The sequence below is a fragment of the Bacteroides sp. AF29-11 genome (assembly GCF_003602895.1).
In the GTDB taxonomy this organism is placed as follows: Bacteria; Bacteroidota; Bacteroidia; order Bacteroidales; family Bacteroidaceae; genus Bacteroides; species Bacteroides uniformis.
This window is the reverse complement of record NZ_QTLY01000002.1, coordinates 399,919-426,846: the sequence shown is the minus strand read 5'-3', so window position 1 is coordinate 426,846 and position 26,928 is coordinate 399,919. Positions and strand designations below refer to the sequence as shown.

Annotated in this window: 24 protein-coding genes and 1 pseudogene; 18 read left to right on the top strand and 7 right to left on the bottom strand. The window is 48.9% G+C overall.

The genetic code is table 11. The annotated features are described in order from the left end of the window. Positions 1-29 precede the first annotated feature (29 nt). The 17 genes and pseudogenes from DWZ03_RS04500 (at position 30) to DWZ03_RS04420 (ending at position 16,959) form a co-directional block, all read left to right on the top strand. Entirely contained in the window at positions 30-932 is a 903-nt protein-coding gene (locus DWZ03_RS04500) for a Fe-S cluster domain-containing protein (RefSeq protein ID WP_005829147.1), read from the top strand. A 60-nt stretch (positions 933-992) separates the two neighbouring features. Continuing rightward, entirely contained in the window at positions 993-2,330 is a 1,338-nt protein-coding gene (rsxC, locus tag DWZ03_RS04495; protein WP_005829145.1) for an electron transport complex subunit RsxC, read from the top strand. 6 nt (positions 2,331-2,336) lie between these two features. Continuing rightward, positions 2,337-3,329, top strand: a complete 993-nt coding sequence (locus tag DWZ03_RS04490; RefSeq protein ID WP_120128981.1) for an RnfABCDGE type electron transport complex subunit D — start codon at positions 2,337-2,339, stop codon at positions 3,327-3,329. After that, on the top strand, positions 3,326-3,991 hold the full coding sequence (locus tag DWZ03_RS04485) for an RnfABCDGE type electron transport complex subunit G (RefSeq protein WP_005829140.1): 666 nt from the start codon (positions 3,326-3,328) through the stop codon (positions 3,989-3,991). The genes DWZ03_RS04490 and DWZ03_RS04485 overlap by 4 nt, the downstream gene beginning before the upstream one ends. Positions 3,992-4,007: 16 nt before the next feature. After that, positions 4,008-4,592 carry an electron transport complex subunit RsxE gene (gene rsxE / locus DWZ03_RS04480; RefSeq protein WP_005829138.1) on the top strand — a complete coding sequence of 195 codons (585 nt, stop codon included), beginning with the start codon at positions 4,008-4,010 and terminating at the stop codon, positions 4,590-4,592. 93 nt (positions 4,593-4,685) lie between these two features. Then, positions 4,686-5,264: an electron transport complex subunit RsxA gene (gene rsxA, locus DWZ03_RS04475; protein ID WP_008663551.1), complete on the top strand. Its 579-nt coding sequence runs from the start codon at positions 4,686-4,688 to the stop codon at positions 5,262-5,264. A gap of 131 nt (positions 5,265-5,395) precedes the next feature. Continuing rightward, positions 5,396-6,430 (top strand): UDP-glucose 4-epimerase GalE, encoded by a 1,035-nt coding sequence (gene galE, locus DWZ03_RS04470; protein ID WP_005836990.1) that lies wholly within the window; start codon positions 5,396-5,398, stop codon positions 6,428-6,430. 610 nt (positions 6,431-7,040) lie between these two features. Beyond that, entirely contained in the window at positions 7,041-8,576 is a 1,536-nt protein-coding gene (atpD, locus tag DWZ03_RS04465; protein WP_005829130.1) for a F0F1 ATP synthase subunit beta, read from the top strand. 19 nt (positions 8,577-8,595) lie between these two features. Beyond that, the gene (atpC, locus tag DWZ03_RS04460; protein WP_034523421.1) at positions 8,596-8,844 is read left to right on the top strand and encodes an ATP synthase F1 subunit epsilon; all 249 of its coding nucleotides are present in this window, start codon (positions 8,596-8,598) and stop codon (positions 8,842-8,844) included. A gap of 41 nt (positions 8,845-8,885) precedes the next feature. After that, positions 8,886-9,305: a hypothetical protein gene (locus tag DWZ03_RS04455; RefSeq protein WP_057098112.1), complete on the top strand. Its 420-nt coding sequence runs from the start codon at positions 8,886-8,888 to the stop codon at positions 9,303-9,305. After that, positions 9,289-10,359, top strand: coding sequence for a F0F1 ATP synthase subunit A (atpB, locus tag DWZ03_RS04450; protein WP_009038492.1), 1,071 nt, complete (start codon positions 9,289-9,291; stop codon positions 10,357-10,359). The genes DWZ03_RS04455 and atpB overlap by 17 nt, the downstream gene beginning before the upstream one ends. A 56-nt stretch (positions 10,360-10,415) precedes the next feature. After that, positions 10,416-10,673, top strand: a complete 258-nt coding sequence (gene atpE / locus DWZ03_RS04445; protein WP_005829122.1) for an ATP synthase F0 subunit C — start codon at positions 10,416-10,418, stop codon at positions 10,671-10,673. Positions 10,674-10,768: 95 nt separating this feature from the next. Continuing rightward, a complete protein-coding gene (gene atpF / locus DWZ03_RS04440; protein ID WP_005836994.1) occupies positions 10,769-11,275 on the top strand; it encodes a F0F1 ATP synthase subunit B in 507 nt (168 codons plus the stop codon). An 11-nt stretch (positions 11,276-11,286) separates the two neighbouring features. Continuing rightward, positions 11,287-11,847: a F0F1 ATP synthase subunit delta gene (locus DWZ03_RS04435; protein ID WP_005829118.1), complete on the top strand. Its 561-nt coding sequence runs from the start codon at positions 11,287-11,289 to the stop codon at positions 11,845-11,847. 133 nt (positions 11,848-11,980) lie between these two features. After that, entirely contained in the window at positions 11,981-13,564 is a 1,584-nt protein-coding gene (gene atpA, locus DWZ03_RS04430) for a F0F1 ATP synthase subunit alpha (RefSeq protein WP_087332616.1), read from the top strand. Positions 13,565-13,685: 121 nt separating this feature from the next. Then, positions 13,686-14,576 carry a F0F1 ATP synthase subunit gamma gene (locus tag DWZ03_RS04425; RefSeq protein ID WP_008663556.1) on the top strand — a complete coding sequence of 297 codons (891 nt, stop codon included), beginning with the start codon at positions 13,686-13,688 and terminating at the stop codon, positions 14,574-14,576. Positions 14,577-14,743: 167 nt separating this feature from the next. After that, positions 14,744-16,959: pseudogene (locus DWZ03_RS04420) on the top strand (AAA family ATPase). Between the two features lie 31 nt (positions 16,960-16,990). On the opposite strand, the gene DWZ03_RS04415 reads toward DWZ03_RS04420, so the two are convergent. From DWZ03_RS04415 to DWZ03_RS04395, 5 genes are all read right to left on the bottom strand, one after another. Then, positions 16,991-17,893: an SDR family oxidoreductase gene (locus DWZ03_RS04415; protein ID WP_120128977.1), complete on the bottom strand. Its 903-nt coding sequence runs from the start codon at positions 17,891-17,893 to the stop codon at positions 16,991-16,993. 25 nt (positions 17,894-17,918) lie between these two features. After that, positions 17,919-18,515, bottom strand: coding sequence for an occludin (locus DWZ03_RS04410; RefSeq protein WP_120128975.1), 597 nt, complete (start codon positions 18,513-18,515; stop codon positions 17,919-17,921). A gap of 100 nt (positions 18,516-18,615) precedes the next feature. After that, the gene (locus DWZ03_RS04405; RefSeq protein ID WP_120128973.1) at positions 18,616-19,422 is read right to left on the bottom strand and encodes a hypothetical protein; all 807 of its coding nucleotides are present in this window, start codon (positions 19,420-19,422) and stop codon (positions 18,616-18,618) included. Between the two features lie 21 nt (positions 19,423-19,443). After that, positions 19,444-20,166: a response regulator transcription factor gene (locus DWZ03_RS04400; protein WP_120128971.1), complete on the bottom strand. Its 723-nt coding sequence runs from the start codon at positions 20,164-20,166 to the stop codon at positions 19,444-19,446. A gap of 73 nt (positions 20,167-20,239) precedes the next feature. Beyond that, positions 20,240-21,811, bottom strand: coding sequence for a sensor histidine kinase (locus tag DWZ03_RS04395; protein ID WP_120128968.1), 1,572 nt, complete (start codon positions 21,809-21,811; stop codon positions 20,240-20,242). Between the two features lie 201 nt (positions 21,812-22,012). On the opposite strand from DWZ03_RS04395, the gene DWZ03_RS04390 reads away from it, so the two are divergent. Then, positions 22,013-24,166 (top strand): outer membrane beta-barrel protein, encoded by a 2,154-nt coding sequence (locus DWZ03_RS04390; protein WP_120129108.1) that lies wholly within the window; start codon positions 22,013-22,015, stop codon positions 24,164-24,166. Here the strand turns inward: DWZ03_RS04390 and DWZ03_RS04385 are convergent. After that, the gene (locus DWZ03_RS04385) at positions 24,159-25,496 is read right to left on the bottom strand and encodes a sensor histidine kinase (protein WP_117748785.1); all 1,338 of its coding nucleotides are present in this window, start codon (positions 25,494-25,496) and stop codon (positions 24,159-24,161) included. The two genes, DWZ03_RS04390 and DWZ03_RS04385, sit on opposite strands and share 8 nt — an antisense overlap. Then, the gene (locus tag DWZ03_RS04380) at positions 25,493-26,899 is read right to left on the bottom strand and encodes a sigma-54-dependent transcriptional regulator (protein ID WP_117748784.1); all 1,407 of its coding nucleotides are present in this window, start codon (positions 26,897-26,899) and stop codon (positions 25,493-25,495) included. The genes DWZ03_RS04385 and DWZ03_RS04380 overlap by 4 nt, the downstream gene beginning before the upstream one ends. Between the last annotated feature and the right edge of the window lie 29 nt (positions 26,900-26,928).

The window sequence follows — 26,928 nt, the reverse complement described above, 5'->3', positions numbered from 1 at the left end:
AAAACAAATAATTAATAAACAACTAATTTATGAATGTAATTCTGATTGCAGTGATTTCATTGGGAGTTATAGCGCTGGTATCAGCCGCTATTCTTTACGTGGCTTCCAAGAAATTCGCCGTGTATGAAGATCCGCGGATTGCCCAGGTAGCAGAGGTGCTTCCCCAGGCAAATTGCGGTGGATGTGGTTACCCCGGTTGTAGCGGATTTGCAGATGCTTGCGTAAAGGCAGGTTCGCTGGATGGTAAACTTTGTCCGGTGGGTGGACAGCCCGTCATGACAAAGATTGCCGAGATTCTGGGCTTGGATGCCGCTGCTGCCGAACCTATGGTTGCGGTGGTGAGATGTAATGGAACTTGTGCCAACCGTCCTCGTGTGAACCAATACGATGGCGCCAAGAGTTGTGCCATTGCGGCTTCTCTCTATGGTGGTGAAACGGGTTGTAGTTATGGCTGTCTGGGATGCGGCGACTGTGTGGCTGCCTGCCAGTTCGATGCTATCCACATGAATCCGGAGACCGGACTTCCCGAAGTGGATGAGGAAAAGTGTACGGCTTGTGGAGCTTGTGCCAAGGCTTGTCCGAAATCTATTATTGAAATCCGTCCTCAAGGCAAGAAATCACGTCGTATTTACGTACAGTGTGTAAACAAGGACAAGGGGGCCGTAGCACGCAAGGCTTGTACCGTGGCATGTATCGGTTGCGGCAAGTGTGTGAAGGTTTGTCCGTTCGAGGCTATCACGCTGGAAAACAATCTGGCTTACATTGACCCCAATAAGTGCAAATCCTGTCGCAAGTGCGAGGAAGCTTGTCCGCAAAACACAATCATTGCCCTCAACTTCCCGCCGCGCAAACCGAAGGCTGACGATGCAGCTCCCCAAGTAAAGGTTGCAGCTCCTAAAGCTGAGGTTGAGACTCCCAAAGCAGAGGTTTAGACTTCCCAAGTTGAGGTATGAATTAATAAAGTAAATAAACGACTAAAAATACAGAATTGTATGTTGAAGACATTTTCAATTGGTGGAGTCCATCCACACGAAAATAAACTTTCAGCACATCAGCCTATCATCAAGGCAGAGATTCCGGCCAAGGCCGCTATCTTGCTGGGACAGCACATCGGTGCTCCTGCCAAGCCTATCGTTGCCAAAGGTGATGTTGTGAAAGTGGGTACGAAGATTGCCGAGCCCGGCGGTTTTGTATCAGCAGCCATCCATTCGTCTGTCAGCGGAAAGGTCGCTAAGATTGACACGATTGTCGACGCCAGCGGTTACGCCAAGCCTGCTATATTCATTGACGTAGAAGGGGATGAGTGGGAAGAATCCATTGACCGTTCCGAAACGTTGGTGAAGGAATGCAGTCTGACCTCCGAGGAAATCGTGAAGAAAATCGCTGATGCCGGTATCGTAGGTCTGGGCGGTGCATGCTTCCCTACGCAGGTCAAGTTGTGTCCTCCTCCTGCATTCAAGGCAGAGTGTGTCATCATCAACGCCGTAGAGTGCGAACCGTATCTGACTGCCGACCATCAGCTGATGCTGGAACATGCGGAAGAAATTATGGTAGGTGTATCCATTCTGATGAAAGCGGTAAAGGTGAACAAGGCATTCATTGGCATTGAGAACAACAAGCCCGATGCCATCCAGCTGATGACGAAGGTTGCTTCCAGCTATGCAGGTATCGAGGTGGTACCCTTGAAGGTACAATATCCGCAGGGTGGTGAAAAGCAGTTGATTGATGCTGTCATCAGTCGCCAGGTTGCAGCCGGTGCGCTGCCTATCTCCACGGGAGCTGTGGTGCAGAATGTGGGTACCGCATTTGCCGTTTACCAGGCCGTACAGAAGAACAAACCTCTGTTTGAGCGTGTCATTACCGTGACTGGTAAGTCGCTGGCAAAGCCGTCCAATTTCCTGGCACGTATCGGTACGCCGATGAAGCAGCTGATTGAAGCTTGCGGCGGCCTGCCCGAAGATACGGGCAAGATTATCGGCGGTGGCCCGATGATGGGTAAAGCTCTGGTGAATACGGATGTACCGACTGCTAAAGGCAGCTCCGGTATTCTGATTATGAACGAGAAGGAAGCCAAGCGCGGCGAGGTACAGCCTTGTATCCGTTGTGCCAAGTGCGTGGGAGCCTGCCCGATGGGGTTGGAGCCGTATCTGCTGGCTACCGTTTCGGCCCACGGAGATTTTGAAAGAGTAGAGAAAGAAGACATTATGTCGTGTATAGAATGCGGTTCATGCCAGTTCACTTGTCCTTCCAACCGTCCGATGCTGGATTATATCCGCTTGGGTAAGGGTAAGGTAGGAGCGATGATCCGTGCACGTCAAGCTAAAAAATAACGAAGTATGAATAAATTAATCGTATCCCTTTCGCCCCACGTTCACGGCGGTGACAGCGTGAAGAAGAATATGTACGGTGTGCTTATCGCATTGATTCCGGCATTCCTTGTTTCGCTTTACTTTTTCGGACTGGGTGCGCTGATTGTTACGGCCACTTCCGTAGCAGCCTGCTTGTTCTTTGAATGGGCCATCGGCAAATTCCTCATGAAAAAAGAGACCACAACCATCACCGACGGCTCTGCCATCATTACCGGTGTGTTGCTGGCCTTTAACCTGCCTTCCAACCTGCCCGTTTGGATAATCATCCTCGGCGCCTTGTTTGCCATCGGAGTAGGCAAGATGTCTTTCGGAGGTTTGGGCTGCAATCCCTTTAACCCTGCACTGGCAGGACGTGTGTTCCTGCTGCTTTCATTCCCCGTGCAGATGACGACATGGCCGGCTGTAGGCCAGTTGACAGCCTATACGGATGCCACGACGGCTGCTACGCCGCTGGCTATTATGAAAGGTGTCATCAATGGTGCTCCGGGCATGTCCCTGAGCGACCTTCCGGGAGCTTTCGACCTTCTGATAGGTAATAATGGAGGATGTTTCGGTGAGGTGAGTGCCTTGGCGCTGCTGCTTGGTTTGTTCTACATGTTGTGGAAGAAAATCATCACCTGGCACATTCCGGTATCTATTCTGGTGACGGTATTCGTGTTCTCCGGTATCATGTATCTGGTCAATCCGGAACTTTATGTATCCCCGGTCGTACAGTTGTTGTCCGGTGGTCTGATGCTGGGTGCTGTCTTTATGGCTACGGACTACGTGACTTCTCCGATGAGCCACAAAGGTATGCTGATTTATGGTGTTTGCATCGGCCTGCTGACTGTCATCATCCGTCTGTTCGGTGCATATCCGGAGGGCATGTCGTTTGCCATTCTGATTATGAATGCGTTCACTCCGCTCATCAACACCTATGTTAAACCTAAACGCTTTGGGGAGGTAGCGAAGAAGAAATGAAAAAGTTAGAATCATCCTTGAAGAATATGTTGCTGGTACTTACGGGCGTTACCGCAATCTCCGTAGCGCTGCTGGCTTATGTAAACGAATTGACGAAGGAGCCCATTGCGCAGGCCAATGCAAAGACCTTGAGCGATGCCGTAAGTGCGGTGGTTCCGGGCTTCGACAATGACCCCATCGCCGAGAAGAAGATGCAGGAAGTAAACGGAGTACAGTATTCTGTATATCCTGCCACCAAAGGCGGAGAATATATCGGAGCTGCTGTGGAAGCTGTTGCCATGGGTTTTGGCGGTGAGCTGAAAGTGTTGGTCGGTTTCGATGCTGAAGGCAAAATCATCGACTACTCCTTGTTGTCGCATGTGGAAACTCCGGGGTTGGGCTCCAAAGCTGCCGACTGGTTCAAGAAAGGCAATAAAGGTGACATCACCGGCATGAATCCGGGTGAAGCGGCGTTGACAGTGAGCAAGGACGGTGGTAAAGTAGATGCCATTACAGCGTCTACCATCACCTCACGTGCTTTTTTGAATGCAGTGAATGCGGCTTATGCTGCCTATGCCGGTCAGGAAACTGCCGACGGCACTACCGGCGCTACTCAAAAGAATGTTGAACAACCTGCTGATTCCGCAGCTCCCGAAGCTGTGGATACACTCAGCGCTAAATGAGAAAGGAGTAGAAGATATGAATAATTTTAAAGTTATGATGAACGGGATTATCAAAGAGAATCCTACGTTTGTACTCCTGCTGGGTATGTGTCCTACACTGGGTACCACTTCCTCTGCCATTAACGGTATGGGTATGGGACTGGCTACAATGTTCGTGCTGATATGTTCCAATGTGGTGATTTCTGCCATCAAGAATCTGATTCCCGATATGGTGCGTATCCCTTCATTCATTGTGGTCATAGCATCATTTGTGACACTGTTGCAGATGATAATGCAAGCTTACGTTCCTGCATTGTACGCCACACTGGGCCTGTTCATTCCACTGATTGTTGTAAACTGTATCGTATTGGGACGTGCCGAGGCATTTGCTGCCAAAAACAATCCGGTGGCTTCCTTGTTCGACGGTCTGGGCATGGGCTTGGGCTTTACCATTGCACTGACATTACTGGGTGCCGTGCGTGAGTTCCTGGGAACCGGCAAGATATTCAACCTAAGTATCCTTCCCGAAGAATACGGCATGTTGGTATTTGTCCTTGCTCCGGGTGCATTCATCGCATTGGGCTATCTCATTGCTTTAATCAACAGTATGAAGAAGAATTAATAATGAAAAATTAAAAATGAAAAAATTGAGAACGTATCGGCGGTAGACTGCCGGGCTTTTAATTTTTAGTTTTTAATTCTTAATTTAATGATTATGGAATATATATTGATATTTATCTCGGCAATCTTTGTAAACAACATCGTATTGTCGCAATTCTTGGGAATTTGCCCGTTCTTGGGAGTTTCCAAGAAAGTGGAGACTGCATTGGGCATGTCGGCAGCGGTGGCATTCGTGCTCACCATCGCCACTATCGTGACATTCCTTATTCAGAAGTATGTGCTCGACGCTTTTGATTTGGGCTATTTGCAGACTATTACCTTTATCCTGGTGATTGCCGCATTGGTGCAGATGGTAGAGATTATCCTGAAGAAAGTTTCTCCTTCTCTGTATCAGGCCTTGGGCGTGTTCCTGCCGTTGATTACTACCAACTGCTGTATTCTCGGTGTGGCTATCCTTGTTATCCAAAAAGATTATGATTTGCTGACGGGAGTGGTTTATGCATTCTCTACGGCACTTGGTTTTGGCTTGGCACTGACACTGTTTGCAGGCCTGCGCGAGCAAATGAGCCTGGTTAGTGTACCGAAAGGTATGCAGGGTACTCCGATAGCTTTGATTACTGCCGGACTGCTGGCAATGGCATTCATGGGCTTTTCGGGGGTTGTGAAGATTTAAAGAAGAAAAAACGGAAATAAAGTGGAAGGGGGATAAACTAAAATTTATCCCCCTTTTTCTGTTTTTATTAATTTATTTCCTTACATTTGTGGCGTATTGATAACCTAAAAGCTAAATTATCTATATTTAATATGAAAGGGAAAATCTTAGTTACGGGTGGAACCGGTTATATTGGTTCTCACACGGTGGTGGAACTTCAAAACGCAGGTTATGAAGTTGTTATTATTGATAATTTGTCAAACTCCAGCGCAGATGTTGTAGATAACATAGAGAAGGTATCGGGCATCCGCCCTGCATTCGAGGAATTGGATTGCTTGGATTATGCCGGTCTTGACGCTGTGTTTACCAAATATAAAGGCATTAAAGCCATCATTCACTTTGCGGCCAGCAAGGCTGTGGGTGAATCTGTCCAGAAACCATTGCTTTACTATCGTAATAACCTGGTTTCACTGATAAACCTGCTGGAATTGATGCCGAAGCATGGAGTGGAAGGTATCGTATTCTCTTCTTCCTGCACAGTTTACGGCCAGCCGGACGAACTTCCGGTAACGGAAAAGGCACCTATTAAGAAAGCTGAGTCTCCGTATGGAAACACGAAGCAAATCAATGAAGAGATTGTACGTGATACGGTTGCTTCCGGTGCTCCGATAAACGCCATCTTGTTGCGTTACTTCAACCCGATAGGTGCACACCCCACAGCATTGCTGGGAGAGTTGCCTAACGGTGTACCGCAGAACTTGATTCCTTATCTTACCCAGACCGCTATCGGCATCCGTGAGAAACTGAGCGTGTTTGGTGACGATTATGATACTCCCGACGGTTCTTGTATCCGCGACTTCATCAATGTAGTCGATTTGGCCAAAGCACACGTAGTGGCTATCCGCCGTATCTTGGAGAACAAGCAGAAGGAAAAAGTGGAAGTATTCAATATCGGTACAGGTCGTGGACTTTCCGTATTGGAACTGATTAATGCTTTCGAAAAGGCTACCGGTGTAAAACTGAACTATCAGATAGTAGGGCGGCGTGCCGGTGATATTGAGAAGGTATGGGCAAACCCGGAATTGGCAAACAATGAACTGGGTTGGAAGGCAGAAACAAGTATTGAAGATACTTTACTTTCTGCATGGAAATGGCAGTTGAAGCTTCGTGAAAGAGGTATTCAATGACAAACTTTGAATTTGTGTTTTTTAACAAATAGGCAATAAACAAATGCCTCCCCGCATTTGTTTATAATGTGCAAATCAGCCTGAAGCTGTTTATGTATATGTGAATATCCGTAACTAGTACGTATGCCTCCCCGGCATAGACAGGTAAGATTGCATAGTAGTTTTGTCGTGTTTTATTTTGTGTTTGTGTTGTGAATAAGCCTTGTCGAGAGACAAGGCTTATTTTTTGTATATTATATACAGAACCTCTGTTGTCAATTCAGTGTTTTTTCATAAGATGGGTGGGCAATTCCTTTTTCTTGCTAATTGTTAACTGACGTTATCATGTCTGTAACAATTTGTTCCAATTGTAGTATTAATCGTTCAAAATAGTCTTTTTTGTTCAAAAAATGCTATACACGGTAACAACTACATGCAAATTGTTTATACATTTGCGTTGTTGTTTATGTAACTATTGGGATGAACAAACCATAGCTGACAAACGTTAATAGGTACGAGTACATAGCTGATGAAAGACGCGACTTGGCTGACTTGTTAATGAGGATACACGCGACTTACAACTTAGTATTGGGAAAAATAATTAAGGAAATATAGAATAAAAAGATTGCTTATGTCACAGATTGTCGGACATATCTCACAGGTAATCGGGCCTGTAGTAGACGTCTATTTCGAAGGAACGGAGGCAGAAATGATGTTGCCGAGTATTCACGACGCACTGGAAATAAAAAGGTCGAACGGCAAAAGACTGATTGTAGAGGTACAGCAGCACATTGGTGAAAACACGGTGCGTACTGTTGCTATGGACAGTACGGACGGCCTGCAGAGAGGAATGACAGTGCATCCGCTGGGAGGCCCCATCACCATGCCGATAGGTACACAAATCAAAGGCCGCCTGATGAACGTAGTGGGCGACTCTATCGACGGCATGAAGGAGTTGGACCGTACAGGTGCTTATCCCATCCATCGCGACCCCCCTAAGTTTGAAGATTTGACTACCGTACAAGAGGTGCTTTATACAGGCATCAAGGTTATCGACTTGCTGGAACCATATAGCAAGGGCGGTAAAATCGGTCTGTTTGGTGGCGCCGGTGTAGGCAAGACGGTGCTTATCCAAGAGCTCATTAACAATATTGCGAAGAAGCAGCACGGCTTCTCTGTGTTTGCCGGTGTAGGAGAACGTACACGTGAAGGCAACGACCTGCTGAGAGAAATGATTGAATCCGGCGTTATCCGTTACGGAGAAGAATTCAAGAAAGGTATGGAGGAAGGCCATTGGGATTTGTCCAAAGTAGATTATGACGAAGTGGCCAAATCACAAGTGTCTTTGATATTCGGTCAGATGAACGAACCTCCCGGTGCGCGTCAGTCCGTGGCATTGTCTGGGTTGACGGTGGCCGAGTCCTTCCGTGACATGGGAGCGGAGACGGACGGTCCGCGTGACATTCTGTTCTTCATTGATAATATCTTCCGTTTCACCCAAGCCGGTTCCGAGGTTTCGGCCTTGCTGGGCCGTATGCCTTCTGCCGTAGGCTATCAGCCGACACTGGCAACGGAAATGGGTGCCATGCAGGAGCGTATTACCTCTACAAGAAACGGCTCCATCACTTCCGTGCAGGCTGTATATGTGCCTGCCGATGACTTGACGGACCCGGCACCTGCCACAACGTTTACCCACCTCGATGCCACCACGGTGTTGAGTCGTAAGATTACTGAACTTGGTATTTATCCTGCTGTGGACCCGTTGGAATCTACTTCACGCATTCTCGACCCACACATCGTGGGGGTAGAACACTACGAAGTGGCACAACGTGTAAAACAAATATTGCAGCGCAACAAGGAATTGCAAGACATTATCTCCATCCTTGGTATGGAGGAACTCTCTGATGCCGACCGTACGTTGGTGAACCGTGCACGTCGTGTGCAGCGTTTCCTTTCACAGCCGTTTGCCGTTGCCGAGCAGTTTACGGGTGTCCCAGGTACAATGGTTTCCATTGAGGACACTATCAAAGGCTTCAAGATGATTCTTGACGGAGAGGTGGACTACCTGCCCGAACCTGCTTTCTTGAATGTGGGAACCATTGAAGAAGCCATTGAGAAGGGTAAGAAACTACTGGAGCAGGCAGGGGGAAAAACGATTAAAAATTAAAAGTCTGGGAGCTTTGATGATGAAAAAGTTGCATTTGAATATTGTTTCACCGGAGAAGGAACTCTTCAACGGGGAAGTGGAAAGTGTTACATTGCCGGGCACTATGGGCTCTTTTTCTATCCTGCCGCAGCATGCACCGATTGTATCATCGTTGGGAACGGGGAAATTGATTTACGCAACGGACGGTGAGGAACATGAGTTGGATATTCAAAGCGGATTCGTGGAGATGAGTAACGGAAGGGTTGCCGTCTGTATAGAACAGCAATAGGCTATTAAAAAATTAAAAATTAAAAAATAGAGGTTGTTGGCGTGACTATTACTAAGAGAAACTACTTATTGCATACAGCGCTCTTGACGGTATTGATAGGAATTGTAGGCGGTTGGGCGTATTTTTCGATAAATCCGCATCACTATTTCGGCGGTTATCCGCTGATTCCGCTTTTCTTCTTTGTTTTCGGAGTATTCATGATTAATATGACCGAAAGCTGCCGTCACCGGATGCCAGGACGAATGTTGCAGATTTATCTGCTGATGCGTGTGATGAGAATGCTGGTCTCCATGATTGTGATGCTGTTTTATTGCGTTGCAGTACGTGAGGAAGCCAGGGCGTTTTTGTTGACGTTTATAGCCAACTATCTGATATATTTGATTTATGATTCCTGGTTCTTCTTCACTTTTGAGGCGAATCGGAAACTGAAAAAGAAAAGTAACAATGAAAAGATTGCGTAACATACTGACTGTAATTCTGCTGGCACTGGGCATGTTGCTACCCGCCACGGTGCGGGCCGAGAATACGGTGGACGTGAAGGAGATTGTCTTCGGGCATATCGGCGATTCTTACGAATGGCACATCACGACGTGGGGCGAAACTCACGTTACGATTCCTTTGCCGGTAATAGTGCATAGCTCTACCACCGGATGGCATGCCTTTCTATCCTCACGTCTGGAGGAGAACGGTGGAAGTTATGAAGGCTTTTCCATCGCTCCCGCAGGAAGCAAGTACGAAGGCAAGCTGGTGGAGTATGATGCCACCGGAAACGAAATACGCCCGTTGGACATCTCCATCACGAAGGTGACACTGGCTTTGCTCATCAACAGCGCATTGCTGCTTCTCATCATTTTGAGTGTGGCGCACTGGTATCGCAAGCACCCGCAGGGAAGTGCCGCTCCCGGTGGTTTCATCGGGTTTATGGAGATGTTTATCATGATGGTGAACGATGATATTATAAAGAGCTGTGTCGGTCCGAAGTACCGTAAATTCGCACCTTACTTGCTGACGGCCTTCTTCTTTATTTTCATCAACAACATTATGGGGCTGATTCCTTTCTTTCCCGGAGGGGCCAACGTGACGGGAAATATAGCCATTACGATGGTATTGGCCATCTGTACTTTCTTGGCCGTGAATATCTTTGGAACCAAGACTTATTGGAAAGATATCTTTTGGCCGGATGTGCCCTGGTGGCTGAAGGTACCGGTCCCCATGATGCCGTTTATCGAGTTCTTCGGTATTTTCACCAAACCGTTTGCTTTGATGATACGTCTTTTTGCCAATATGCTGGCAGGGCACATGGCAATGCTGGTGCTTACCTGCCTAATATTCATCTCGGCCAGTATGGGACCTGCTTTGAATGGAACGCTGACCGTGGCATCGGTGTTGTTCAATATCTTTATGAATGCACTTGAGTTGTTGGTTGCCTTTATCCAGGCATATGTGTTCACCATGCTGTCAGCCGTGTTCATCGGTCTGGCGCAGGAAGAGCATAAGGAGAAGGCGGTGAAGTGATACGATTATTGGGAATATAAATATTAATAAAAATAACCATTTAAAAACTAAAAGTTATGTTACTATCTGTATTATTGCAAGCTGCTGCGGCAGGTGTGGGAGTTAGTAAACTGGGTGCAGCCATTGGTGCTGGTTTGGCTGTTATTGGTGCTGGTGTAGGTATTGGTAAAATCGGCGGTTCTGCTATGGAGGCCATTGCCCGCCAGCCGGAAGCATCCGGAGATATCCGTATGAACATGATTATTGCCGCTGCCTTGATTGAAGGTGTTGCTTTGTTGGCAGTAGTTGTGTGTTTATTGGTATTCTTTTTATAATGTACAATCTACCATTTACCATTTACAATTTGTCCGTGCAGCATCACCGCGCAGCCAAATTGTAAATCGTAAATTGTCAAATAGTAAATAAAATTATGTCATTGTTATTACCCGATAGTGGTCTGCTGTTCTGGATGCTCCTTTCATTCGGTGTGGTGTTTGTGGTGCTTGCCAAGTACGGTTTTCCCGTTATCACCAAGATGGTGGAAGGTCGCAAGACCTACATCGACCAGTCTTTGGAAGTGGCACGCGAAGCAAATGCCCAGCTCTCCAAACTGAAAGAGGAGAGTGAAGCGTTGATTGCTGCTGCCAACAAAGAACAAGGACGTATTCTGCGGGAGGCGATGCATGAGCGTGACAAGATTATCGTCGAAGCACGCAAGCAGGCGGAAGCCGCCGCGCAGAAGGAGCTGGACGAAGTTAAAAAGCAGATACAGCAAGAGAAGGAAGAGGCCATCCGCGATATTCGCCGCCAGGTGGCAGTCTTGTCCGTAGATATAGCCGAGAAAATTATCCGCAAGAATCTGGACGAGAAACATGAGCAGATGGAGATGATAGACCGGATGCTGGATGAAGTGCTGGCCGCAAGTAAAAACAATTAATTCTCAAAGAAATGGATATAGGAATCGTTTCGATGCGTTATGCGAAAGCATTGATGGAATATGCCAAGAGCATGGGGGCAGAAGATACTCTGTACAAGGAGTTTTGTATGCTCGACCGTAGCTTCAGGAAACATCCGGATTTGCGCATGGCATTGGAAAACCCCATCCTGACGATACGTGAGAAGTTAACACTTATCTGTACCGCTGCTGTGGGGGATGCTCCTGCGGGCCGTGAGTTTGCGCGTTTCATGACCCTGGTGTTGAAGAACCGGCGGGAAAACTTTCTCCAGTACATCTGCCTGAGTTTTCTGGATTTGTACCGGAAAGACAAGCATATCGGTGTAGGAAAGCTGATAACAGCCGTTCCCGTCAGCCAGGAAGTGCGGGAGCGCATCCATGACAGTGCTTCCTCCCTGCTGCATGCCAGCATGGAGCTGCAGACTGAAGTGGATCCCTCCATTGAAGGTGGTTTTATCTTCGACATCAACGACTTCCGTCTGGATGCCAGTATTGCTACGCAGCTTAAGAAAGTGAAACAGCAGTTCATTGATAAGAATAGAAGAATCGTGTGATTTACGATTTGACAATTTACAATTTACTTATTTAATAGTCTTGTGATGCGTAAGTTGTAGAGGTCAAACAGTATATGATTCGGGTTCTTTCAAATAGTAAATAGTAAATTGTAAAATAGTAAATACTAAGATGTTGTCTGAAAATATAAAAGTAAGCGAAGTCTCCGATATTCTCCGCAAGCAACTGGAAGGGATTGACACCCGCGTACAGTTGGACGAGATTGGCACGGTACTGCAAGTCAGTGACGGTGTAGCCCGTATCTATGGGTTGCGCAATGCCGAAGCCAACGAGTTGTTGGAGTTCGACAACGGCATCAAGGCCATTGTGATGAACCTCGAAGAGGATAATGTGGGTGCTGTGTTGCTTGGCCCTACGGATAAAATCAAGGAAGGCTTCATTGTAAAGCGTACCAAGCGTATTGCTTCCATCATGGTGGGAGAGGGTATGCTGGGCCGTGTAATAGACCCTCTGGGTGCGCCGCTCGATGGCAAAGGACTGATAGGCGGAGAACTTTATGAAATGCCGCTGGAACGCAAGGCGCCGGGAGTTATCTTCCGTCAGCCGGTGAATCAGCCGCTACAGACCGGTCTGAAGGCTGTGGATGCCATGATACCTATCGGCCGCGGACAGCGTGAACTGATTATCGGTGACCGCCAGACCGGTAAGACGGCCATTGCCATCGATACCATCATCAACCAGCGTGCCAATTTTGAAGCTGGTGATCCGGTGTATTGTATTTATGTAGCCATTGGTCAGAAAGGTTCTACCGTTGCCTCTATCGTGAATACCCTGCACCAGTACGGTGCGATGGACTATACCATTGTGGTGGCTGCTACGGCGGGCGACCCGGCTGCATTGCAGTATTACGCTCCCTTTGCAGGGGCTGCCATCGGAGAGTATTTCCGTGATACCGGCCGTCATGCGCTGGTGGTCTATGACGACTTGTCCAAGCAGGCGGTGGCCTATCGTGAAGTGTCTCTGATTCTGCGCCGTCCATCAGGACGTGAGGCCTATCCGGGTGATATCTTCTATCTGCACTCCCGTTTGTTGGAACGTGCGGCGAAGATTATCAGCCAGGAGGAAGTGGCACGCGAGATGAACGACCTGCCGGACAGTCTGAAAGGCAAGGTGAAAGGTGGCGGTTCGCTGACTGCATTGCCCATTATCGAAACTCAGGCAGGAGACGTGTCTGCCTATATCCCAACGAATGTGATTTCAATCACTGACGGGCAGATATTCCTTGATACGAACCTCTTCAACCAGGGTAACCGTCCGGCCATTGACGTGGGTATCTCTGTGAGCCGTGTGGGTGGTAATGCCCAAGTCAAGGCTATGAAGAAGGTGGCAGGTACATTAAAGATTGACCAGGCACAGTACCGGGAGCTGGAAGCGTTTACCAAGTTCAGTGGCGATATGGACCCCGTGACGGCATTGACCATCGACAAGGGACAGAAGAATACACGCCTGCTGGTACAGCCCCAATACAGCCCGATGCCGGTAGAAAAGCAGATTGCCATTCTTTATTGCGGCACGCACGGCTTGTTGAGGAATGTTCCTTTGGACAAGGTCAGCGAGTTTGAACGCAACTTCCTTGAGTCTCTTGAGATGAACTATCGCATGGAGGTACTCGACGTTTTAAAGACGGGTGCCATCAATGACGATGTCTGCAAGAAGATTGAGGAGACGGCAGAGGCGGTTGCAAGGCAATTCATGTAATTTACGATTGGACGATTTACGATTTACGATTGGGGCTACTCTATATGGTAAGTGGTAAATCGGCTGCAAGCAAAAGTAACTTCAATCGTAAATCGTAAATAATTAAATCGTAAATAGATATATGTCTTCACTGAAAGAGGTAAAAAATAGAATAAGCTCCGTCAAGAGTACACGCCAGATAACATCGGCTATGAAGATGGTGGCATCTGCCAAACTGCATAAGGCGCAGGGGCGGATTGAGAATATGCTGCCTTATCAACGGAAGCTGAATGAGATTCTGACGAACTTTCTGCGTACGGATGCTTCCTTCGAGTCGCCCTATACCGAGAAAAGACCCGTGACGAGAGTAGCGGTTGTGGCGTTTTCGTCCAATAGTTCCTTGTGCGGTGCATTCAACTCGAATGTGGCGAAGATGCTGGAACGGACTTTGGAAGATTACCAGTCGCTGGGCAAGGAGAATATTCTGATATATCCCGTTGGGAGAAAGGTGGAGGAAGCCGTCAAGAAAATGGGATATGTGCCGCAAGGCAGCTACCAGGTGATGGCAGACAAGCCTTCGTACGTTGAAGCGTATGAGCTGGCAGAGAAGTTGATGCATGAGTTTGTGGAAAAGCAGATTGACCATGTGGAGCTGATTTACCATCACTTCAAATCGATGGGTTCGCAGGTGCTGCTCCGCGAGAATTATCTGCCCATTGACCTGACGCAAGTAGCGCAGGAGGCGGCAGAAGATGTACCGGAGGATGCCCGCAGTTTTAATAATGATTACATTGTGGAACCTTCCGTCGGCGAACTGATAGCGGAACTTCTGCCAAAAGTGTTGAGTCAGAAGATATTTACCGTGCTTCTCGATTCCAATACTTCGGAACATGCTGCCCGTATGCTAGCCATGCAGACGGCGACAGATAATGCCAACGAGTTGATTCAAGATTTGACGAAACAGTATAACAAGAGCCGTCAGCAGGCCATTACGAATGAGCTGCTCGATATTATCGGCGGTAGCTTGAAATAGTCCGGATTGCCCCGTAAAGGGCTTTCTCAGGATGGGTACAAATAAATGGAATAATAGGACAAGGATAACGAAATAACCGCTATCTTTGTCCTATTATCATATATGGCTACTGATGAAATCCGTATCATTCTGAGAGAGAGCGGATTGGTTGAATAATAAACATATCAATGGAGAATAATCCCGAAATAGCGCTTGCATGGCAATTCATTGAAAACACAGGCACTCATCTTTTTTTGACCGGCAAGGCAGGTACCGGTAAGACAACTTTCCTGCGAAAACTGAGGGCAGAGAGTCCGAAACGGATGATTGTACTTGCACCGACGGGAATTGCCGCTATCAATGCAGGCGGTGTCACCATCCACTCTTTTTTCCAAGTACCTTTCGCTCCTTATGTGCCCGAAAGCTCATTCAGCGCAGATGGCAAGGCAACCTACCGTTTTCGTTACGGGAAAGAGAAAATCAACATTATACGCAGCATAGATTTATTGGTCATCGATGAAATCAGTATGGTCCGTGCCGACTTGCTCGATTCGGTGGATGCCGTCTTGAGGCGGTTCCGCGACCGGAACAAACCCTTTGGCGGCGTGCAACTGCTGATGATTGGCGACTTACAGCAGCTGTCTCCCGTAGTGAAAGACGATGAGTGGCAGATGCTGCGCAAATACTATGACACGCCTTATTTCTTCTCCAGCCAGGCCTTGAAGCAGACGGAATATTGCACCATAGAGCTAAAGAAAGTCTATCGGCAGAACGACGGGACTTTTCTTGAATTACTGAACCGCATTCGCGAAAACCGTTGTGACGGGCAAGTGCTGGAAGCCTTGAACCGCCGGTATATTCCCAATTTCGTACCAGATAAAGAAGAAGGATACATCCGCCTGGTGACCCACAACTATCAGGCCCAACGGATTAATGACCATGAGCTGGAACAACTTCCGGGACGCTCGTATGCCTTTCGTGCCAAGATTGACGGAAAGTTTCCCGAATATTCCTATCCCACGGATGAGGTGCTGGAACTGAAACGCGGTGCCCAGGTAATGTTCGTGAAGAACGACACCTCCGGCGAACACCGTTACTACAATGGCATGATTGGAGAGGTGACAGCCGTGTCGGCAGATGGAATTGAAGTGCGCAGTAAGGGAAGTGACGCTACCTTCTTACTTCAGGAGGAAGAGTGGACGAATGCCAAGTATGTGCTTGATGAGGAAACCAAGGAGATTACAGAAGATATTGAAGGAACATTCCGGCAGTATCCGTTGAAACTGGCTTGGGCGATTACCATCCACAAAAGCCAGGGACTGACGTTTGAACGTGCCGTGATTGATGCCAGCGCCTCCTTTGCGCATGGGCAGACGTATGTGGCCCTGAGCCGCTGCAAGACGCTGGAGGGAGTGGTGCTCAGTGCTCCGCTTTCTGCAAGAGCCATAATCAATGACAATGCGGTGGAAACCTTCACGATGGAGGCACGGAGAAACGAGCCGGACGAGAAACGCTTCCGTTCCTTGCAGCAGACCTATTTCCTGGAACTGCTGTCGGGCCTGTTCGATTTCCAGCCCATGGAGCAGGCTTTGCGGCGGTATGTGCGGCTGATAGACGAACACTTGTACAAGCTCTTTCCCAAGCAACTCGCAGCCTGTAAGGAGGAAATGGAACGTTTTCACGACAAAGTGACGAAAGTAGCCCAGAAGTTCAGTATCCAGTATACCCGCCTGATTGATACTGCGCAGGACTATGCAGCCGACCCGACTTTGCAGGGGCGCATACACTCTGCCGCCACTTATTTTCAAGAGCAGTTGCAACCGCTGGATGCGGTGATGGCGAGTACGGTAACTTCTGATAATAAAGAGTTGAAGAAGAAGCTCCGGGATGCCATGGAGGAACTGGAGGAAGTGTTTGACATGAAGACTGATTTGCTGGATTATGTGCTGGAGAATGGTTTCCATATGGCAGGATACTTGAAGCAGAAAGCACTGCTTTCCATTGATGATTCGGCTTCGCAGAAGGGTAAAGGCAAAGGGAGAAGTGCTTCTGCCAAAGAAGGGCAGGGAAGCAGTAAGCAGGCTGATAAAGAGAAACGTCCGCGTGAGCGGAAACGCGATGCTGCGGCTGTTGAAGTACCCACGGATGTGCTGCATCCGGAACTTTACAACCGCTTGGTAGCATGGCGCAATGCAGAAGCTTCCGCATTAGGGCTACCCGTATACACCGTCATTCAGCAGAAGGCAATTCTAGGTATCAGCAATCTGCTTCCTTCGGATAAGGCCATGCTTGTACGCATTCCGTATTTCGGAAAAAAGGGGTGGAGAAATATGGAGATGTGATTCTGGAGATGGTACGTGTGTATCGCAAAGAGAAAGGACTGGCAGAGCCGGAGTTGCTGTAGTCGAATCTGCTGCCATCCGCACCTGCATTATTTACCATCCGAACATCTGCTTTATTCCTTCTTCCAGCGTGCGCGGCTGATACCCCAGTTCCCGGCTTGCCTTTTCTATACTCAGCCCGCTGAAACGGGGACGTGGCGTCTTTTCATTCATCTCCTTCGTAGTGACGGGACGGATGAGCGAGCGATTCAGCCCCAATACGTCCGCTACCCGATAAGCGATGTCTGCAATGGTCAGGCACTCGCTGCCACAGAGATGATAGATACCGTTTTGCGGATGACTTATCAGCTTCTCCACTCCTTGCGACACGTCTCCCACGAAGGTGGGCGTACGCCATTGGTCGGATACGACGAACACTTCCTCATTGTTCCTTAATCTGTTTGCCACCAGTTGGAGCACATTGCCATGCTGTCCGGGCAGGGCGGCACCGTACACTACCACTACACGCACGATGGCATAATCCCTGCAAACGGCAGCGATACGTTTCTCACCTTCCAGTTTGGTGTAGCCGTAATAATTAACGGGAGCGGGAATATCCTCCTCCGTATAGGGCCGGTCCGTAACACCACCGAAAACGAAGTCGGTGGAAAGATGGATAAAACGGCTGCCTCTTGCCTCACAGCATTCTGCCAGATGCTCCACGGCAGTAATGTTGACGGCATCCGCTTCTGCATGGTGCGTTTCGCAATAATCGGGGACGGAGAGGGCGGAGGTATTGATTACAACATCCGGCTGTACTTCCTGGAAAAGCTTTTCCACCGCCTGGCAGTTGCATATATCCGTACGGATAAAGCGATAGTCGCCCGAATGAGGACAGATGTCGTCGTGCAGGGAACAGCCCGTTGTCTGGTAAGACAAGTTGCGGGACAAATCATCCAGGATGCGTCTGCCGGTAAAACCGTTGGCGCCTATCACCAGTATTTTCTTTCTTGTCATTGATTCTGTTGTTAAGTGATGGGCATCAATAGGGCACGTGTCTGCCCTGCTGTACCTCGATGCGTATGCCAAAGGCTCCGTTGGCTGATTTCAGCTCGAACGCCCCTTTGAAATTGTTCTTTTCCCAAGGCAGTGCGGAAGGGTTGGGCACTTTCCAGCCGTCCTTGTCATATTCGCCGTACGTATGGATGCGCATGCCGTTCTTCAAAGTGAAACTTCCCATTTGCAGGTTGTCAGTAGAGCCCCAGAAGCCCGTCAGTCCGAAGGGATTCGAACTGAAATACCGGGAGTTGCTGAGTGAGAATATGTTCGAAAGACCTTGTGAATAAGTCACGTTCGGGTTCAACCGGAAGATGCGGCTATAGTCTTTGCTGGCATCCGGTATCTCCAAAGTGAATTTGGGAAGAGTGGGGGCGGACAGATTCATCAGCCCCATATCCAGCAGGAAGCCGTCGTAATTCTTCACGTCCGGCAGAAGCTCCTTTTCAGACGGAGACATGCTTTCGGGAGACGCTTCGCCACGTACTGCAGTACGTACCGTATCGGCAGGCATCTCGCTCTGTGCGCTGACGGATGACATGCCTGCAAGTAAAATGATGATGCAGAAGAAGATTCGTTTCATAGTTCTTTGTTCACAATTTCAGTTGCTGTCTGCCGCATAGGGGCGGACTGAACAAAGATACTCGTTTCCCTCTATTTCCGGAAATATCTTTGTATTATTTCTATTTCTTTATACGAATGGTAGGGGCGAAGACGGGCGAAGTCACCCATTTCATTTTGGTGGGGTCGTATCTTCGTTCCATCCCTCCGTTGAGGTCGAGCCAGTCCGTCACTTTCAGTTCCAGTACCATGCCATAACCGCTTTGCGGATACATCGGGTTCATATATCCATGAAAGGAGTTGCTTCTCCCGTAGCCCGAATACTGGCCGAAGGCATGCAGGCGCATGTAGGGATTGATGCGGTAGGATACGGAGGCATTGTAGCCTATGTCCCATTGAGTACCTCGGGGGGCATCCCTTTTGGCATACTGGGCACCTGTAATGGATGAAGGTTGGGAGATGGAATAATGGGCGGCATATACCCCTCCGCTCAATTCCCAATGTCCGTCGGGACTGTAATAAGTGACTCCTGCGCCAGCCTGCATGATGGAGCCCATTGCAGGATAGGTGTTATGGCTGCCGTACATCGTCAGTACGACTTCCGGCGAGAGCAGGAAATCGGCGAAGCGCTGGAAGTCCCATTCAAAGATGTTTTTCTGAAAGTGTATCTTTTTCATGTCCGTCCAGGGCAGGGGCTCCACATAGTCGGAGGGAGGGAGATGGAGATTTATCTCTTCCTGCTGTTCGCCCTGCAGGCTTTGTTGGGGCTGGCTTTCATCAAGGCCCGTACGCTTGTTCTCTTTTGGAGAAAAGGGAATCTGCTCTTTCTTTACGGGAGGCCGGTTCTTTATTGTGTCTTCCGGAATCTCGCTCTGTGCATAGGCGCAGAGTGAGGAACAGATAAAAGTAATGAATAATAACTTTCTCATAAATAGTAGTTTAGTTTTAGTTTAGTTCACTATTAGTTTATATCCTATTCCCCGCACATTGACGATACGGATGCGCTCGTCTTTGGCCAGTTTATGCCGCAGTTTGGTGATGAACACATGCAGGCTGCGGGAGTTGAAGAAGCTGTCGTCTCCCCAGAGGTCGAGCAATACGTTCTGGGTGTTGACCACCTGGTTGCGGTTCTCGCAAAGGCGTTTCAGTATTTCGGACTCGCGGTGGGAGAGTTCCACTTCCGTATCCGCGTCAGGTGAAGTCGGGGTGCTGCCTGCAAAAGCAAGTCGTTGAGTGACGGAATTGAAACGGTAGTCACCGATTTCAAAAACGGTAGTTTCCTTGGGATTTTCTTCTGTAAAGGAGAAAGCTTTGCCTACCAGGGCCTTTATGCGGATAATGAGTTCCTGCATTCCGAAAGGCTTTTTCAGGTAGTCGTTGGCACCCAGCTCAAACCCTTCCACCACATCGTTGATGGTGGAGCGGGCGGTAAGGAACAGTACCGGGGTCTGTTTGTCGGTCTGCCGGATGCGGCGCACCATTTCAAAGCCGTCCATGCGGGGCATCATCACGTCTGCCACCAGCACGTCGGGACGGAGGTCGAAGAACTTGCGCAATCCCTCTTCACCGTCTGCTGCGGTGTGGATGATGAAGTTCTGCCCTTCCAATGTGTCCTTGATAATCATGGCGAGGGTCTGTTCGTCCTCAACCAGAAGTACGGTTATCTTTTCCATAATTGTCGCTTTTGTTACAAGTAATGTAAAGCTCCTTAACAAGTAATGTAAAGTACCCTAACAAATAATGTTATCATATCCTTATCGTAAAGGTACTTCCTTTTCCCAACTCACTCTTTACCGATACGCTGCCACCATGCTTCTCTATCATGGTCTTCACATAGAACAATCCCAGCCCATAGCCTTTCACATCGTGCAGATTACCCGTGGGTACGCGGTAGAATTTGTCGAAGATGTGCTTCTGCTTCTCGGGAGCAATACCGATACCGTGGTCGCTGACGGAGATTTCGGTCTGTTCATTCTGCCCTTCGACGGTTACCTTGCGGCAATGGATGGCCACTTCGGCTTCTCCGTGCGAATATTTGATGGCGTTGTCTATCAGGTTGCTGATGATGTTGCTGAAATGCGTACGGTCGGCAAGTACGCTCAAATCTTCCGGTTCGATGTCCACCGATATGTGGACGGAGCTTTCCGCTTTCAGCTTGTGTTGTTCGATGAGCGTTTCCAGAATATCACGTATTGCAAACTCCTCCGGGTGCAGGCGGAAAGTCCTGCGGCGTTCCATACTCATGGAAAGTATCTGTTCAACCAGTCCACTGAGGCGCTGAAGCTGTTCCTGGCAGATACGCAGGTATTTGTCGCGCTGGGCCTTTTCCTCCGCTTGGTTGAAGTTGAGCAGAGCGTCGTTGGCGGCATATGCTACGGCGATGGGGGTTTTCAGTTCGTGGGTGATGTTGTTGGTGAAATCGCTCTTCATCTCTTCCAGTGTCTTCTGTTTCAAGATGGTGCGTATCAAGAACCAGAAGGAGAAAGCGAGTACAATCAAGATGATGAATGACGTGGTGAGAATGCCCGACATCTGCCGCAGAACCAGCATGCCGACCGGTTCCATGATGAGACGGTAGCTTTGACTTGTATTGATGTCGAAAGAATAATTATATTCCACAGCTTTTGAGGTAGGCACATAGCCGGGGGTACCGATGTTTACCAATGTATCTATATAGAGAATGGTAGAGTCCCATTTACTGCCTTTGTGAAGATGTAGCAGCCTATGGGGAAGATTGATGTTACGGTCATGCAGGAATGAAGTCAGCAGGCTGTCATAAAGCACTACGTCGGGGTCGGAAATGATGTCCAGTCCCGAATGCAGTCCGCGCTGGAAGTAGGTGGCGAGTTCCAGCATACTGTTTTGGTCGCGCAAAATCACATCCAGTCCCCCTTTGGCACTCAATGCGGATTGGGGAGAGCTGTCCGAGTCCCTGACACTGACTTCCACGCGGGTTGAATCGTTCGGGTGGGTCACGTAAACACTGTCTCCTTTGGGCATGAAGGTTTCGTGCAGGGTGGTGTTGTCCAAAGAATCTTCACGGGAGATGGTGGTACTGCTACGGACAAATGATTTTCCGTCATCGCTGTATCCGGCTGATACGCTGACTTCACCGTGGTTTATGTCGTCCTGCTTCATTTTATCCACGCGTATCATCATTTCGTTATAGTCGCTCATGCGCATGGCTTCGGTGATGTCCCTTTCCATTTCACTGTGCATGGTATGGTAGAGCCCCGTCAGCCAGTAGGCTTGGTAGGCGAAGATGCCGGCCAGGGAGACGATGACAAGTATGGCAATATATTTGAATGGCAGTTTCATGTTTGTTTCCGGTTACTTTTATACATACAAAGGTAAGATTAATATTGTGAACCCTATCATCCGATAAGACTAAATAACACTCCCGATAACACTGGATAACACTTGGTAAGCCGCTGATAACACAAGTTTCTGCTGATTCTGCCGTACTTTGCAGACGAAGATTTGCAGAAGAAGAATATAAACATAAATAAAAAGAAGAACATGAAACGATTCTATTTACTCCCTATTGTATGCTGTGCTTTGAGCATCAGTCTTTCGGCACAAGAGAACAACGGCACTGCAACCACCTCCGGTGCGGACGACAACCGCATCCTCAGCGCCGACAGCCTTATCACGACCGATGCCCGTCTGGACAGCCTTTATCAGACCTTGCCGGAAGTGATGATTACCGGTGAACGCCCCATCGTAAAGGCAGCGCAAGGCAAGCTGGTGTACGACCTGCCCCGCCTTATCCGGAACCTCCCCGTAGACAATGCCTACGATGCCGTGAAAGAGCTTCCCGGCGTCATCGAGATGAATGGCGGGCTGCAGTTGGCAGGCCAGGGAGTCACCGTTATCCTGGACGGTAAAGTAACCACCCTCAGCACAGGGCAGCTCTATGCCTTGCTGCGCAGCATCCCTGCCAGCCGCATAGAGAAGGCGGAAGTGATGTACAACGCCCCTGCACGCTACCAGGTGCGTGGCGCACTTATCAATATCACCTTGAAACAATCGGTAGGCGGCCCCGGCTCCTGGCAAGGCGAACTCTATGCCAAGTATCGCCAGAAGCATAACGAAGGCTTTGAGGAACGCGCCAGCCTGCTCTTCAGCAAAAATAAATTCTCAGCAGATTTTCTTTACTCGCACAGTCATGGCCGGGGCTACTCTACTACCGACAAAGAGGCTGTGCACACTCTGGCAGACGGCTCGGTTCACCCCATGACAACAGATGAGGTGGGCCGTGGCCGCAGCCATACCCATAATTTCAGGGTAGGGGCGGACTATAACATCGCCAAGGACCATCAGCTGAGTTTCGTCTATAACGGTGGCTATTCCACCTCCCACAACTGGACGGGCGTGACGGGCACGCAGGTGTCCACAACTCATGGCAATAGCACCGACTGGCTGCACAACGGCCGTCTGGACTATCGTACCCCTTTCGGCCTCAAAGCCGGTGCCGAACTGACCTACTACCGTTCCCCGTCCGACCAGTTGCTGCATAGCCGCATGCAGGATGAGGAACTTGACTTCTACACCGAAGATTGCCAACGCATCAACCGATGGAAATTCTTTCTGGCCCAGGAGCATAGTCTGGGAAAAGGTTGGGATTTGAATTACGGAGCCATCTATACTACCAGCATCGACAACAGCTACCAATATTATTACGACCCCGAAACCGGCGAACAACTGACCTCCTCAGATGCCTTAAGCAATATGAAGTCCCGCCGCCGCGAACAGACCTGGAATATCTATGCAGGTTTCAGCAAGAGTTTCGGCGACAAACTCGCTTTGGACGCTTCCCTGGCTGTGGAGCATTACAAGACTCCCGTCTGGAACCAGTGGGACTGGTATCCCATCGTCAACTTGAACTATATGCCGGCACCGGGACATATCCTTCAGCTCTCTCTGAGCAGCGACAAGGACTATCCCGACTACTGGGCGGTGCAGGATGCCGTCTCTTACATCGGCGGCGGATATTCCGAACTGCATGGTAATCCGTTGCTGAAACCGGCGCAAGAGTATGAACTTAAAATGACCTATATTTTGAAGAGCAAATACATCTTCAGCGCTTGGTTCAATCATACCAAGGACTACTCCGTACAGACGCTCTACCAATCCTCCGAACGTCTGGTTGAAATCTACAAGACACTCAATTTTGATTATCAGCAACAAGCAGGTATACAAGCCTCTATACCGTTTAAGGTGAAGAATTGGTTGAATTCTCGTCTTACCCTCATCGGCTTGTGGCATCGCGAAAAGGATGGTGATTTCTGGGATATTCCTTTCGACAGAAAGCAATGCTATGGCATTGCCCAGATGAACAATACTTTTACTCTCTCCACCAAACCCGACTTGAAGCTGACGGTGACCGGATTTGTGCATAGTAAAGCCATTCAGGGCATCTACGACCTGCCTACGTCGGGCAATGTGAATATTGCCCTGCGCTACGGCTTTGCCAAGAACAAAGCCATCCTCAACCTCTACTGCAACGATATTTTTGAGACGGGACAGATTTCTCCCCGCATCCGCTTCCAGACGCAGAATGTGACGAATCATTACTCATGCTTCCGCGAATTCGGCGTATCGTTTACTTATAAATTCGGTGGATATAAGGAGAAGCAACGGGAGGCGGTGGATACGTCGCGGTTCAAATAGATGGAAATAGCAGCGTGAAGGTACTTCCTTCTCCAAGGTGAGAGCTGACAGTGATGTTTCCGTTGTGCTGGTGCATGATTTGTCGTGAAATGGTCAGCCCGATTCCTGAACCGGATGGCTTGGTAGTAAAGAAAGGGATGAAGATACGTTCCAGTACATCCGGTTCGATGCCGGTCCCGTCGTCTGCCACACGCAGGTAGGGGTGGTCAGTGGAAGTGATGCCTGAGGAAAGAACGATATGTTCTGCCTCGTTTTCACGGGCATTCTTTATGAGGTTGATAAGGATCTGTTCAATCTGGGCTTTGTCTGCAATGATGCATAGGGAGTTTCTGGGAAGCGAGAGCTGTAAGTCGTTCCGTTCACTTTGCATAAGTTGCAGGGTATCTTGCAGAATATCCTGCGCGGTGTGTGGTTTCAGTAAGGGCTGTGGAAGATGGGAAACCTCCCGGTAGTTGCCGACAAAGTGTACCAATCCGTTGCCGCGTCGGCTGATGGTCTGGAGCATCTGGAGTATTTCGGATTTGGTTCCCTCATCGCCCTTCAGCTCTTCTATCTGTCTGGACAGCAGTTCAGTGAGAGAGATGATGGGGGTGATGGAGTTCATGATTTCATGCGTCAGTACGCGGATCAGTTTCTGCCAAGCCTCCGTTTCTTGGCTGTCCAGGGCAGAGTGTATGTTCTTCATGCTGGCGATGATGAGTTGTCTGCCTTGAATGGTAAATTCCATACCTGAGAGGGCAAGTTGGATATGCTCATCTTTCCGTTTAATTTGCAGGACAGATAGGTCACCGGCCTTGAGCTTATACAATTTTCCGGGCAATTCGGAGTGGAAAGGATGAAGGTCGTCGATCCTTTTGGGTACTTTGAGGGCTATATTGTCGGTATTTGAGCCGATGAGCCGTTTGGCCGCTTCGTTCATCCACTCCATAGTTCCGTCCGGGGTATAGACCAGTATGGCAATGTCTATGTGGTTGGCAAGTGCCTGGAAGTATTGCAGCCGACTCTCCTTCTTTTGCAGATTACGGCGGTAGTGCTCCAATGCTTCCTGCATCTCTGCCAGCAGTTCCGGCGGCAGCGAACGTTGGCTTTCACAGCCTTGTATCGGAGAAGAAAGAAATTCGGAATAACGTACAGCCCATATGAATTGTGCCATAGCCCGGGCTGAACGCAGAATATAACGGTAGATGGCATAGGCTACGCCCAGCGTTAGCAGGATGGAGATGCATAAACTGATGTAGAAGCCATGAAGGGCAAGGCAGGCGGTGGTTATGCAGCATAGCAGCAAGGCCATTGTCAGGCAGAGGGGAGATTTTGTCCAGGTTTGTTTCATAGCTTAAATTTCTCGATTCTTCTGTAGAGTGATGTTCTTGTGATGCCTAACATTTCTGCCGCCAGCGTGATGTTGCCGCCACAGATGCGGAGTACTTCGTTGATGTTCTCTTTTTCCATCCGTTCTATATTGTATCTTTCCCTTTCGGAGACCGCTTCTTGTGATTGCCTGTTCCGGAGGTTGAAGTCTTCCGCAGTCAGCAGTGTACTTCCGGAAAGAATTACTGCACGTTCGATGGCATGTTCCAATTCCCTTACGTTTCCCGGCCAGCGATAAAGCTGCATCTGCTTGCGTGCTTCTTTTGAAATGCCACGAAGGTCTTTCCTGTATTTCTTCTTGTAGCGTTGCAGAAAGAAATCGGCCAGTAGGAATAAGTCATTGCCCCGTTCACGCAGAGGAGGAATACGGATTTCAATCGTATTGATGCGGTACAGCAAGTCTTGGCGGAATTCTCCCTTGTCAATAGCTGCGTATAGGTCGGAATTGGTAGCGCATATCAACCGCACATCCACCGGATAAGAAGCGGTGGAGCCGATCCGTGAACTTCTCCGTTGCTCGATGACTGAGAGCAGTTTGGCTTGTAGCGGCAGTTTCAGATTGCCTATTTCGTTGAGGAACAAGGTACCTCCCGAAGCTACTTCCATCCGTCCCGGTTTACCGTTGCGCGCATCGGTAAAAGCTCCTTTTTCATAGCCGAAGAGCTCGCTTTCGAACAATGTTTCGGGGATGCTTCCCAAGTCTATCGGCACATACACTTCCTTTTTCCGGGGCGATTGTTCGTAGACATATCTGGCAATCAAATCCTTTCCCGTTCCGTTTTCTCCCAGTAGCAGGAGGTTGGCGTCTGTGTCGGAAAATTTGCGGATGGTCTGGAAAATGGCGTGCATGGCAGCCGACTCCCCGATTACTTTTGTCGGTTCGGCAGGAATGCAGAGAGTTCCGGCTTGTCCTTTCAAGGTCTCCTGCTGTTTCTTCAGTTTTTCCTTTTGCTTCTTCAAGGCTTCCACTTCCGTACGGCTGAAACTTAGTTGCAGGGCAGAAGACACGGTGGCCAGTAGTTTTTCGTTCTGCCACGGTTTTGGAATGAAGTCTGTAGCACCTTGTTTGATGGCTTGCACGGCTTTTTCCGTATCGGCATAGGCTGTGATGAAGATGACGACGGCTTTTGCGTCCAACCTTAGAATCTCTTCCAGCCAGTGGAATCCTTCCTTTCCACTGACGGCATCCCGTCGGAAGTTCATGTCCAGCAGAATGACGTCGAAACGAGTACGGGAAATGACGGGAAGTAATTCCCGAGGGTCGGAAAGGAGCGTGACGCTTTCTGCCAGTGGGCGCAACAGCAGCTTCAGAGTGAAAAGGATATCTTCATTGTCATCGACAATCAGTATTTTGCCTTTTTTCATTGCGGATAATTAAGTGATTAGATAGAGAT